Annotated in this window: 11 protein-coding genes and 4 pseudogenes; 2 read left to right on the top strand and 13 right to left on the bottom strand. The window is 69.1% G+C overall.

The features are described 5' to 3' along the window. Positions 1 to 54: 54 nt before the first annotated feature. From ACWGI8_RS29400 to ACWGI8_RS29360, 9 genes and pseudogenes are all read right to left on the bottom strand, one after another. A pseudogene (locus ACWGI8_RS29400) lies at positions 55 to 1,306 on the bottom strand (tyrosine-type recombinase/integrase). An 11-nt stretch (positions 1,307 to 1,317) separates the two neighbouring features. After that, positions 1,318 to 1,551, bottom strand: a complete 234-nt coding sequence (locus tag ACWGI8_RS29395) for an excisionase family DNA-binding protein (RefSeq protein WP_453665431.1) — start codon at positions 1,549 to 1,551, stop codon at positions 1,318 to 1,320. After that, positions 1,544 to 2,847 (bottom strand): annotated as a pseudogene (locus tag ACWGI8_RS29390) (replication initiator). Before ACWGI8_RS29390 ends, ACWGI8_RS29395 begins: the two are co-directional and overlap by 8 nt. 130 nt (positions 2,848 to 2,977) lie before the next feature. Continuing rightward, positions 2,978 to 3,220, bottom strand: a complete 243-nt coding sequence (locus ACWGI8_RS29385) for a SpdD protein (protein ID WP_453665429.1) — start codon at positions 3,218 to 3,220, stop codon at positions 2,978 to 2,980. Positions 3,221 to 3,233: 13 nt separating this feature from the next. After that, on the bottom strand, positions 3,234 to 3,428 hold the full coding sequence (locus ACWGI8_RS29380; RefSeq protein ID WP_453665428.1) for a hypothetical protein: 195 nt from the start codon (positions 3,426 to 3,428) through the stop codon (positions 3,234 to 3,236). 9 nt (positions 3,429 to 3,437) lie between these two features. Beyond that, complete coding sequence (locus tag ACWGI8_RS29375) at positions 3,438 to 3,629, bottom strand: mobile element transfer protein (RefSeq protein WP_453665426.1); 192 nt, start codon at positions 3,627 to 3,629, stop codon at positions 3,438 to 3,440. Beyond that, the gene (locus tag ACWGI8_RS29370) at positions 3,629 to 3,820 is read right to left on the bottom strand and encodes a hypothetical protein (RefSeq protein WP_453665424.1); all 192 of its coding nucleotides are present in this window, start codon (positions 3,818 to 3,820) and stop codon (positions 3,629 to 3,631) included. The genes ACWGI8_RS29375 and ACWGI8_RS29370 overlap by 1 nt, the downstream gene beginning before the upstream one ends. A 20-nt stretch (positions 3,821 to 3,840) precedes the next feature. Beyond that, positions 3,841 to 4,477: pseudogene (locus tag ACWGI8_RS29365) on the bottom strand (DUF2637 domain-containing protein). A gap of 3 nt (positions 4,478 to 4,480) precedes the next feature. Then, positions 4,481 to 4,693, bottom strand: a pseudogene (locus tag ACWGI8_RS29360) (FtsK/SpoIIIE domain-containing protein); the annotation flags it as partial. A 1,264-nt stretch (positions 4,694 to 5,957) separates the two neighbouring features. Here ACWGI8_RS29360 and ACWGI8_RS29355 point away from each other — a divergent pair. Next, positions 5,958 to 6,293, top strand: coding sequence for a hypothetical protein (locus ACWGI8_RS29355; RefSeq protein ID WP_453665422.1), 336 nt, complete (start codon positions 5,958 to 5,960; stop codon positions 6,291 to 6,293). Between the two features lie 348 nt (positions 6,294 to 6,641). On the opposite strand, the gene ACWGI8_RS29350 is transcribed toward ACWGI8_RS29355, so the two are convergent. Together ACWGI8_RS29350 and ACWGI8_RS29345 are read right to left on the bottom strand one after the other, a co-directional pair. Beyond that, entirely contained in the window at positions 6,642 to 7,997 is a 1,356-nt protein-coding gene (locus ACWGI8_RS29350) for a helicase-associated domain-containing protein (RefSeq protein ID WP_453665420.1), read from the bottom strand. A 9-nt stretch (positions 7,998 to 8,006) separates the two neighbouring features. Further along, positions 8,007 to 8,729 (bottom strand): hypothetical protein, encoded by a 723-nt coding sequence (locus tag ACWGI8_RS29345; protein WP_453665418.1) that lies wholly within the window; start codon positions 8,727 to 8,729, stop codon positions 8,007 to 8,009. Between the two features lie 142 nt (positions 8,730 to 8,871). Between ACWGI8_RS29345 and ACWGI8_RS29340 the strand changes: the two genes are divergently transcribed. Beyond that, the gene (locus ACWGI8_RS29340) at positions 8,872 to 10,116 is read left to right on the top strand and encodes a plasmid pRiA4b ORF-3 family protein (RefSeq protein ID WP_453665416.1); all 1,245 of its coding nucleotides are present in this window, start codon (positions 8,872 to 8,874) and stop codon (positions 10,114 to 10,116) included. Positions 10,117 to 10,227: 111 nt separating this feature from the next. On the opposite strand, the gene ACWGI8_RS29335 is transcribed toward ACWGI8_RS29340, so the two are convergent. Both ACWGI8_RS29335 and ACWGI8_RS29330 read right to left on the bottom strand, forming a co-directional pair. Continuing rightward, entirely contained in the window at positions 10,228 to 10,641 is a 414-nt protein-coding gene (locus ACWGI8_RS29335) for a DNA-binding protein (protein ID WP_453665414.1), read from the bottom strand. Then, a complete protein-coding gene (locus ACWGI8_RS29330; RefSeq protein ID WP_453665413.1) occupies positions 10,623 to 10,907 on the bottom strand; it encodes a hypothetical protein in 285 nt (94 codons plus the stop codon). The genes ACWGI8_RS29335 and ACWGI8_RS29330 overlap by 19 nt, the downstream gene beginning before the upstream one ends. Positions 10,908 to 11,197: the final 290 nt, after the last annotated feature.

The following is an 11,197-nucleotide window of genomic DNA, read 5'->3' as shown; positions in this document are numbered from 1 at the left end:
GGGCCCCACCGTTCGCGGTGGGGCCCTTCGACGTTCTCCGTCTCAGTTTCCGTCTCAGTTGGATTTTCCGGCCGTACCCGGTGGCTCCCAGAGGGCGTCTCCGACTTGCTGGGCGACTTTGCGGAGCATCGGGCCGGTGATGTGCATGTACCGAGCGCGCATGCGGGCCGCTCCCCCGGGCTCCCAACCCATGATCGCGTCGACCACGACGTCAGGGACTCCGAGGATCAGGAGCACGGTCGCGGCAGTGTGGCGGGCGTCATGGAGACGTCCGTCTCGTACGCCCGCATCTCGAAGGAGTCGCTTCCACACGTGGAAGTCGGTGTTCGGGCTCAGGGGCCCGCCGGTCGGTGAGGCGAAGACGTATCCCTTGCCCTCCCAGTCCGCGCCGGCCGAGATGCGTTCCCTCTCCTGTGCCTCCTGGTGCTGACGGAGGATTTTGATCAACGGATCGGGCAGGCCGATCGTGCGCCGTCCGGCGCGGGACTTGGTGGACTTGTGCTCACGACGGGTCTGCTCCCGCTGGGGGCAGTAGCCCGCCTTCCGGCCGCACGGGTGGTCTCCGCAGCCATGCTGCGTACTTCGGCCGGAGCCGGTTCTTGCGGATGCGGACGTATCCCGCGTCCAGGTCGACGTCTTCCCAGTGCAGCCCGAGCGCTTCCCCTTGACGCAGACCGAGAGCCAAGGCGATGACCCACCGCGCGCTGTTGCGCAGCTTTGCCGCCTCGACAAGCAGGCTCTGCACCTCCTCGATCGTGTACGGCTCGATGTCCTCTTCTTCGAGGCGCGGGGCCTTGGCGATCTCGGCCGGGTTGGCGGGGATGTGCCCTCGTCTTACTGCCTCGCCGAGGGCGGTACGGATGGTGCGGTGCACGTGGTGAGCGGTGCCGGCCGCACTGCCTGTGCTCTGCATCCTTTGGTAGAAGCGCTCCAGGTGCTCGGGCTCCAGCCGCTCAAGCCGGTGGGCACCCAGGCCCGGGACCAGGTGCACGCGAACGTCCACCTCGTACCCGTCATACGTGTTCTCGGAGACGTACGGCTTGGCGATGTTCTCGACCCAGTGCTCAAGCCAGCTCTGGACGGTCCAGCGCTTCCCCGGCTTCCGGAGCTTCTTGTCGTCCCGGGCCCGCTCCATCTCGCGGACAGCCTTGGTTACCTCGGCCTTTGTCTTCCGCTCGATGTGACGGCGGTCGGGCTTGCCGTCATCACGGACGCCGACGGTCACCCGATCGTGCCGCTTTCCGTCCTTGCCGAAGTAGATGGATGAGGCCCCGTTGGGCTGACGGGTGCGTTTGTTCTCTGGCATGCCCGTCCTCCTCAGGCCGCTTGGGCGGGTCGGTGGCGCAGCCTGGCCACGTACGCGGGGATGGCATCGGCGGGGACCCTGCGCAGCCGCCCGACCGTCACCGACTCAATCTCTCCGGCCAGCACGAGCCGGAAGCACGTCGTACGGCCGATACGGAGCCGTCGGGCCGCCTCCTCGACGGTCAGGAGGACCAAGGAGGGGTCGAAGGGGTCCAGCTCAGTGGCGGTGGCCTGAGCCTCAGGCATGGGTCGGTTCTCCTTCCGTTCCGGGGGCGGGTTCGAGGGATGCGGCGAGCCAGGCTTCGCACTGAGGCCAGTTCCGGCGAAGACCCAGTGCGAGAGGACGAGGGTCGCTTCCGCCGGCTCGGTCTCGACGGCCGCAGTGGCTTGGGCACGGCGCCAGTCGGCGCGGGCGGTGCGGAGGGCGCCGAGGGTGGTGGAGTAGCGGCGGGACTTGGTGGAGAAGTGGCCGCGGAAGCCGAGCATGTGGGCCCAGGCCCGGAGGCGGAGCTCGGCGAGCTCGGGGCGTGCGCCGAGGGTCCAGGCGACGCGGATCATGCGTCGGGCGTGTTCGGTGATGCGGGCTTGGATCAGCTCGGCGAGGAACTTGAGCGGCCGGTCGAGGGTGCCCGTCGCCGTCTCCGCGCCTTGGGTGGCGTACTTGGCGATGTACGACGCTACGGCTCGTTCGGTGAGCTCCTGGCCGTCGTCGAAGTCAGCGGAGCGGATCGTACGGACGTCGAGCTGACGGCCGAAGACGAAGCTGTGCGTCCGGCCGTCGACCTCCGGGCCGTCGACGCGGGCGGCGGTGGCGGCGTCGCGGATGGCCTCCGTCAGGAGCTCTGCCGTCGCCCAGGTAGGCGGTGAGGTGTCGCCGCCCTCCGGGCCATCAAGGCGGATCACCGCATGGAAGTGCACGGCACCGCGCTTCTGGTACTCGGCCACCTTCGCGAAGGAGATGCGCGCATGCTCGCGGAAGGCGCGTTGGGTGAGGCCTGCGCGCTTGGCAACTTCCCGGCGGAGGTAGATGGAGAAGCGCCGCCACAGGGCTCCGGCGTGGGCGTTCCAGAGCACGGCGGCTTCGTAGTCGTAGGTGTCCGGGTCGATGGGCGTGCCCAGGGCATTGTCGTCCTGGTGGTGGCGGGTGCCGCAGCGGCAGGGGCGGCCGCTTGAGGGGCGGTTGTGGACCGGGCCGAAGCCGGGGGCGGTGAAGGTGGCGAAGACGCGTGGGTGTGTGGCGACCTCGTCCGAAGTGCCTTTGCCGCCGCGCAGTCCGGCGGTGATCAGGTGGTAGGTATCGCGGCGGTAGGTCTCCGCGCAGGCCGGGCAGCGGGTTAAGCGGCGGTTGTTGCAGCGGACGAGGAGCTGGCCGGCGGGGAGGGCCGACGAGTCGAGGTGGTGCAGGGCTCGGCCGATCTCGCCGGTTGCTGTGTCGACCGCGTATTCGGTGCGGTGGCCGTCGAGGCGCACGGGGTGGGTGCAGCCGCCCAGGCCAGAGAGTTGGCGGGCCAGCTCGGGCATGGTGCCGAGGGAGGCCAGCATGGAGAGTTCCGCCAGCGGGGGCGGAGTCTGCCGGGTGATGATGGGACTTCCTCTCGGCTGTTTCTACGGTGGGAAGGGACGGCTCCGGGGCGGCGGGATGCTTGGCGGCGTTTGCCGCCCCGGCGGCCGGTCAGCGCCCGTTGGCGCCGTTGAGGAGCGAGCGCAGGACCACGGCAGCGATGGCCACGGAGATGGCCGTGATGGCGACAGCCGCCAGGAGCGCGGTGAGGACGACCCCGCCGACAAGGACGGCGGCGACCGGGCCCGCGTAGGGGCTGAGCGAGCGGCCGGCGGTGGGGGTCGGGCTGTGGTGGTGCTGAGGGGTGAGGGTCGGCGGCGGCGTGGGGACGTCGGGCAGCTTGGGGCGGAACATGGCGGAGCTCCTCTCAGCGGTTGGTGTCGTTGACGACGTCGACTCCGGAGCGGGTGCCGGACTCAATGGCGGGGGCGAGGAAGGTGTGGGAGAGCCAGAAGCCGAACAGTGCGATCACGACGGCGACCCACAGGCGAACGCCGAGGAACTTGATCGCGGCCCAGGCGATGACGCCCAGGACGAAGACGAGCGGGAGGGAGACGGTCACGGGATCTCCTCAGCGGACGCGGCAGCGGTGAGTGCGGGCGGCGAGTTCGGCGGCGGCGCGGCTGTCGTAGTCGTTGGAGAAGCCGCAGCGCGGGGCGGTGCAGGCGGCGATGTGCTTCTCGCGGCCGCGTCCGTCGTAGGAGGTGCCGACCTGGACGGGACCGATGCGGACGACGTTGCGGAAGCGGCGGTTGGGGGGCATCAGCGGACCTCCTCAGTGGTCTCGCCGGTGAAGTCGGCAACGTGGTCGGCGAGCCAGCGCAAGATCTCGTCGCCCTCGTAGGCGTCGGCGGCGAGGATCACCGGTTCGGCGATGAGCACGGCCTCGGTGAGGCGGTTCTGTCGGGTCAGCTCGGCGGCGCGCTTCAACGCGCGGAGCGTGGACGGATGCACGGTGGAAAGTCCTCCGGGGGTCAGGTGAGTTGGGCGGCGATGGCTTCGGCGAGCGGGAGCGGGACGCCGAGCCGGGTACGAAGGGTCGAGGTGTCGAGGTCCGTCCCGGTCCGTGTCCGGTGGTCGTCGGCGACCTTGCGGGCCAGGGCGACGAGGGCGGGCAGGACGGTGACGGCGATGGGCGGTGCGGCCGGTTGCGGATCGGCAGCGGGCAGTTCAGGGGTGGGGGAAGTCGGGGTCACGGGCGGGGCAGGTTCCTCGTCCTGGTCTGGTACCGGCACCTCGTCGCGGTCCGGGGCGCCGTGGGCGAGGAGCGTTCCGCCGAGGAATGCGACCGCGGGCCATCCGGCGACGAGGATGCGCAGCCAGGCCGGAACGTCGCCGAGGTCGAGCAGGCCGGCTGTGGCGACGTTGGCGCCCAGCGATGCGGTCAGCGCGACGACGAACCAGCACCAACCAGCGGCTTTCGCCGTTCCGGAGCGCAGCCGTCGCCAGGCCGCGACGAGGAGCAGGTCAACGCTGATCGGGTAGGCCCACGCCTTCCACCCGTCCTGTCCGGCCGCCGCAGCGAGGTCGTGAAGGTGGGGCGAAGGACAGCGCTGCGGCGATGGCCGCTTGGACCAGGACGGGGTCCAGGCGGACGCGCTGAGTGCGCATCGCTCAGTCCTCCGCTGTCTCGGAGGCCAGGCGGGCGGTGGGTACCGGTTCGGGCGCGTCGAGGTGTACGGGCGGGACGTACGGCCGGAAGGGTGCGAGCGCCGGAACGTCCGGGGCGAGGCGGGCCGTGTCGCGGCAGGTGGCCGCAGCGTCGGCGAGGGACAGGTGGGGAGTACGGATGCGGGACCAGCCGCCGGAGGTGTCACTCAGCGCGGCGCCCTACGCCAGCTCTTGATCAGCAGCCACCCAGAGCAGTACACGCCCCCGCTGTGGCGGATCCAGGCCCGACCTGAGTAACAACTTTCTTCACGGGTTTCAAGGGCTCGCTCCGCTCGCCGCGCGCCCGGCTTGGCGCCGGGCGACGCTCCTGTCTCCGCCCCGCTCCGCCCGGCCGCCGGACGCGCGCGGCGCGAGCCACCGAAGAGAGAACGGCCGGCACGGGGCTGGGGCGGTCGGCTCCGCGGCTTTAGGCAACCACCATGGGGCGAGCCTCGAAGATCGGGGCCCAGATCGGGCTATTGCGGGCAGGTCCAGAGACTGCCCGATTCGCGACCAGCGTACGGGCCCCGATCTCTCGCCCCATGGCAGCTCCCGCCCAAAGCCGCTCCACCGACCTGGTGCTCCCCCTGGTCACCCTTGGGCCGGCTTGAGGGTGACTCCCGGGGCCTGGGAGTCGAGTCGGCTGCGGATCGCGTCGGCGGTCATGAGCTGGCTGACCTCCAGCGATGCGCGCGTGAGGTATCCCTGCAAACACGACGCCACCGAAGGCCAAGGTGCCGCCGATGGCACCGAGGGCGTCCCAGAAGGTGTCTGACATGGCGGTGATTCTGGCCCCACCCTGTGTGGCAGGCGCATCTGCCCCCATCTGCTGGGCGGAATGGAGGTGCCGGCAGCGAGGCGTGGTGGGCGTTCGATCACGTGCTCGGGATGTCGCAAAGGATCATGCTAGCCTCCGGTGGTCGATGAGGTCTTTTTTCCAACGGGGGTTTGCAATATGGGAATGCGGCGTACTTTCGGGCGCGCGGCTGCCATGGGTTCCACAGTGATCGCACTGGTTGGGGTGGTGCTGGTTCCGCAGGCAAGCGCTGCGGAGACCTGCGTTAGTACCACCGGGGCCAAGATGTGCTGGCAGTCCACGGGTGATGACGTGTACATAACCGACACCAAGGCCGATGGCCACCGAGCAGGCGGCTACTACGCCACAGACCGCGGAAGTTACGGATGGTGCGAGAACACCAAGGGCGCAAACACCACGGTGAAGTGCAACCTTGAGCTGGAGGAGCCCGACATGATCAGTTTCTACGCTGCCAGGTGCGAAGGCCCCTGTGGGCCCTTGGGGCATGGCGTTCTGAATCAGTCTGGCTGGAAGCGCGTAGCCGTGTGATTCGGGTGCCGTGCTGAGGTGCGGCACTCCAGGAGCTCCTGGAGAGCCGCACCTTTGCTGACCGAACGTGGGCAGGGGGCAAGGCCTCAGGTCAGGTTGGCCGAGCGCGGCTGGCTGCGGAAACTGCCCGACGGCCGGTTCGGTACCCGAACTTGCAACGATCAACGCCGCCATCGCTCGCTCATCCGCGACGCCGGCACCCCCCTGCTCGATGACCGTGTCCGCGCCCTACGCGCCGAACTCGATGTCGCGGGCCTTACCTCGATGACGCCCACCCTCGACGTCGCCGTCGCCTTCCACCAGGCCGTCCTGGACGAGCACGACGAACTGGCTGCCACCATCGCCCGGCTCCGCGAGCAGACCCGGGACGGCACCTGTGGGATGCCGCTTAGGCCGACCGAGACCCGCGCAGCAGAACCCTCTCAGCGATGAAGCCATCCGTGGCGCCGTCGGCTACGAATGCAAAGTGAGACGTTCACTGTCGGACACCCCGGCAATGGCTTCGGAGTCGTGCTGCCGTTGCTCGTGAACGTGTCAAGGCGGAGGGCCCGCGTGCCAGATCCGTGCCAGATCGAGCGGGGACTCACGGGGAACCGCGGCTGCCTGCAGGGCCCAGGGGCCGCAGGCGCCGAAGCCAGCAATACCCAGGTCAGGGCCCAACTCGCCCCACCTCGCTCCTAAAGCGGTGGTCCGCCTCCCTGGCATCATCGAGCGATGCTGACTGAAATCGACGCGCGCCCCGGGCCCGGTCCTGAGGCGCCCCTAAGTAGTCTGTTCGCCTCATCCCAGCAGGTAGCCCAGGGCGCGAGTGGCCTTGCGAAACGCCGGTAGCTTCTCAGGGGAGACCACGAGGTGGCGTTCGCCGAGTCGGGTGCACAACGCGCGCAGGCGGCGGTCGCTGACAACGAGGGCTGCCAGTGCCTCGTCCGCGCACTCGATGAGGTGGACCTGTCCTGTGTCACGGAGTCGGCCGGTGCGGCGGGCGGTATCGTCCAGCAGCGTGGTGACGGTCTGGGGCAGAGGGTGCGAGGCTGCCTGGTCCACGTAGCGGCGGAACTCGTCGAGAGTGTGCCCGCGGTCGAGGGCGCTCAGGAGGGACGCGGTGCTGAGCGTCCAGACCCGGTCGGATTTCCTGTCGGCGAACGTGCCCAGGAGAAGTGCGTCGGCCGAGGGCAGCCCGTCGAGAGCGACGATGTCGAAGTTCGCCTGGACGGTGACCCTTCCCGAAGGGACGGCCGTTGTTGGAGTGGGGGCGTAGTCGCCGGTGAAGCCGACGGCGTAGGCACCGAGAGGGTTGAGGCGGACCGCGGTCAGGCCGTCGTAGCGGCTGAGCCGGTCGAGGTGGTCGCCGCCCCAGTTGTGCCGGTAGTCGTCGCGGGCGCCCTCCGGGGCGACGTGCTCGATGTCGATGAGGCCGAGCGTGGCGGCGTACTCGAAGAGCACCGTCAGGGTGTACCGGCCCTGGAGGAGGGACCAGCCGTGGTGGCCGTCGTAGCCGAGGCTGCCGTACTGGGGATCCTCCAGGTAGAGCTTCCACAGGGCGCGTTCACTGCGGTGGACGACGGGATTCAGACCAGTCGCTCGCATCCTGCTGAACAGGACGTCGATGGATGTCCACTCACCCGGGGTGAGGCCGGCCAGTGCCTGGCCGACGAGCTTGCGGCGCGGTTTGGCGGCAGTCAGGACGTTCGCCGAGCGCTGGCCCTTGATCTCTTCGACGCGGGAGAGCTCGTCCAGGAGGCCGTTGTTCAGCCAGCGTTGCCACAGCTGAGGAATGGTCAGGTGCGCCGGCCGGGTCAGCGCGGCCCGTCCGCGCGGAGTCAGCGCCAGCCGACCGCCGGTGAGCTGGGCGAGGCCGCCTGCCTGGAGCAGCATCGGCCAGGCGAAGGCGGCGATGGCCTCGTGCTCATAGAAGTCGCCGCCCTCCAGGACGTCGGCGACCGCCGCGACAGTGGCGGCGCCGGGGCGACGGGTCTTCTCACTGCACCGCACCTTCTCTGCGGCGCACAGACGCAGCACCGCCAGCAGGCTGGCCTGCGCCTCATGCTCGGTGTGCCGGACCCGCGGAGCGTCGGTGGGTTCCTGTTGCCGTTCGACCGGTGTCACTGCGTGCATTCCCTGCTTCGTGCCGCTCACGTCCCGTTCCTACAAGTGGGCGACATAGTGATAGTTGCCGGTCCCACAGGTGCGCTCCAGCGTCTGCACCACCTTGCGCGAGTCGTCGTAGGGACCGGAGAAATAGAACGGCTTGCCGTCCCGGCCGAAGCCGATGGTGGGCCGATCGCCGGGCGGGGTCCCCAGGTGTACGGCGGCGTCGGTGAAGCCGGCCGCGGGCTCGAAGCCGAGGCCGGCGGCGTAGGTGGCCGCGTCGCGCACGATCGTCTGTGCCTGCTCCACGCTGATCGACAGCGCCGGGTGGTCGAAAGCCGAGTAGTACATCGGTACGTATGTGGTCAGGGAGCCGGAGCCCATCACTTCCGGGTCGGTCACGTTCTTCACTCCCAAGCAGTACAGATCCACCAGGAAACCGGTGACGGTCACCCTGCTGGCCCGTTCCTGGCGGGCCAGCAGGATCTGGGCGAAGCCACCCGCGTCTGGATCCGGCTCCTGGCCGATCGGGTCGGCCGCCGCCCAGTCCGGGGCCCCGGTCATGTCCAGTCCCGCGCTCCAACCCGCGTTGACCCAGCAGCCCACCACTTGCCGCTCATGTGGTGGAGTGTGCGCCTGCGCCGCCTCGGCGACCCGCCGCACCAGCGCGGTGGCCTGGGCCGGACGCAGCCCCAGCGCCTTCGCGATCTGCTTCGGCGCGCTGCCGCGCTCCCTCATCTCCCGTACCCTGGCCAGCAGTTCCTCGTCATACGTGGTCACCGTCGCAGTCTGCCACGCCCTCGTCATGCCCCGTTACGGAGTGCACGTGAGTGCACTCCGGACCAGCCGCCTGGCGCCTGCCGCCTGTCATCCTGGGCTTGGTGGCAACGGGGCGGAATCGAGCCGGAGCGCGTGGATCAGCATGGATGAGGCAGTAGGCAGGACCGTCGAGCAGGTGCGAGCGCTGGTCGGCTGGGTCGGTGCGGGTCGCAAGCTGACCCAGACCGGCCGTGTGACGCTCGCCGACGCGCGAGCACTGGTGGAGGTTCTGGACACCGGCGACCGCATGGACCCGGTGATCGGAGACCGTAGGTTCAAGACGAAGTCCAGCGAGGAGCTGTACCACCTCACACTGCTGGTCGAATGGGCGAAGGCGGCACGATTACTGCGGACCGCGGGCGGGCGCCTGCTGCCGGTGAAGAAGAACGCCAAGCTGCTGGACCGCCCCGACGAGTTGCGTGGCGCGCTGTTCGGCGCGCTACCGCACATCGGCCCGGCCGTGACGGTGTCCGGCTGGCTGGAGTCCCTGTTCGCGCACGAGTACGACCGGGGCCTGCGGGCGTTGCTGCAGCGGTTGTACACGGCGACGATCCCGGTGCCGCTCAGTGACCTGTACGAGGTGGTGTGGCAGGCGGTCAGCCCGCTGTACGTGCTCGATGACCTGCCCCCCGACCGTCTGGGACATCTGCGCACCGCGGGCGACCACGACATCCAACGGGTCCTGAAGGCCCTCGCCTCCCTGGGCGCTGTCCATCTCACTGAGGACAGCGGCGAGTTGACGGCGGACGGCCGTACCGAGACGGCCCGGATGCACGGTGAGCCCGAGCCCGGCGACGCGGTGTTGCGGATCCTCGTCGAGCTCGCCGACGTGGACGGCCCCCGGGTTTGGCGGCAGCTGCTGGTGCCCGCCACGATCCGCCTGGACCGGCTCCACTCCGTGATCCAGAAAGCGATGGGCTGGCAGAACTGCCACATGCATGCGTTCACCATTGACGGCGTCCGGTACGGCCGCTCCGACGGGGAACTCGGATTCCACAACGAGCGCACAGCCACACTGGGCGCCCTGCTCAAGCCGGGTGCCCAGTGTGTGTACACGTACGACTTCGGGGACTCCTGGGAGCACCTCATCACCGTGGAAGAGTTCCGGACAGCCTCAGCCGGGATCCACTATCCGCACTGCGTGGACGGTGCCGGGGCGTGCCCGCCCGAGGACTGCGGCGGCGCCCCCGGCTACAGCGATCTCAAAGTGATCCTCGCCGACCCGGCGCATGAGGAACACCACGCCATGCTGGTGTGGCTCGGACTTCGGTCCGCCGCGGAATTCGCCCCTGACCGTTTCGCGCCGGACGCGGCCAACGCGCGGCTGCTGCGCCTCACGGCACCATGAAAGACGAGCCGTCCGACCGCGCAACCGTTCACGGCCCTGAGTGCCACCGACTGGTCCACCGGCCCCGCCGCGCTCGACCTTGGGTCCCGGCGTTCGGGTCTTGGGCGTCGACTACACGGCGACGAGGCGCACTCTGTCGCCGCAGAGCTTCGTCATGTCGTCGATGTCCGAGGTGAGCATGACGACCGGGCGGCGCTGACGCAGCGCCGTCTCGGCCACGGCAGCGTCGATGGCGTACTTGTGACCATGCAGCCCGGCGTTGATCAGCATGGCTGAGGCGGCCCTGGCCTCCTCGTCGCCGATGTGCACGATCCGCACGCCGGACAGGACCCAGGCGAGCCGCGCCTTGTCGGTCCGGCGATGCACCGCTTCGATGATGGTGAGTGCGCTGATGACCACTTCCATGCCCCGCTTGCGGGCTTCGGCGATGAGGGCGACGACGGGCTCGTGATCACTGACGAACTTCGACAGGCCCTCGCAGTCGAGAACGAGGGTGCCTTCGTGACTCAGCTTGCGGCGGGCCACTGCCCCTCCTCGGCGAACACCTCGTCAAAGACCCGGCGTGCCCGCTCCTGCTCGTGCTCGGAGATCGGCCCCTGACGGCGTTCGTAGTCGGCCAGATACTCATCCAAGATCTGACCGCGCAGCTCGCGCTCCACCGCTTCGGTGATGAACGCGGAGAACTCACGCTTGCCGACCCGTCGGCGGATCGCATCCGCCGTCCCCTCGGGGAGGGAGAGGCTGACCCTGGTGGCTGGCCCTTCGCCGACGCTGTAAGGAATCTCGCTCACGGGACCGACATTATCAAACAAGTAGGAATTTGGCCTGGGTGCAGCACCCACCGAACGACGTGAGCCACCCGCCCGTCACCTCGTGGTCTCAGATCTGGTCTCATTCACCCACGTTCAGTTGCGTCCGGACGTCACTGCACAATCCACTCCACCACAGGTCAGAACGTCCCCGGCCCTCGCCGGACGCCCAGACCAACATTTGGAAAGCGTGTTGGGGGCGATCCCTCACGAGTTCGAATCTCGTATCCTCCGCCATTGCCTTCACCGGGCAATTTGACGAAGGCCCCGAC

The sequence above is a fragment of the Streptomyces sp. NPDC054841 genome (genome assembly GCF_053611045.1).
This window is presented reverse-complemented; position numbering and strand designations above follow the sequence as displayed.

Excerpts from the sequence above, each read along its gene's own strand:
- ACWGI8_RS29340 (WP_453665416.1), top strand. The coding sequence starts at position 8,872 with ATGGATGAGGCAGTAGGCAGGACCGTCGAGCAGGTGCGAGCGCTGGTC.
- ACWGI8_RS29395 (WP_453665431.1), bottom strand. The coding sequence starts at position 1,551 with ATGCCTGAGGCTCAGGCCACCGCCACTGAGCTGGACCCCTTCGACCCC.
- ACWGI8_RS29385 (WP_453665429.1), bottom strand. The coding sequence starts at position 3,220 with ATGTTCCGCCCCAAGCTGCCCGACGTCCCCACGCCGCCGCCGACCCTC.
- ACWGI8_RS29375 (WP_453665426.1), bottom strand. The coding sequence starts at position 3,629 with ATGCCCCCCAACCGCCGCTTCCGCAACGTCGTCCGCATCGGTCCCGTC.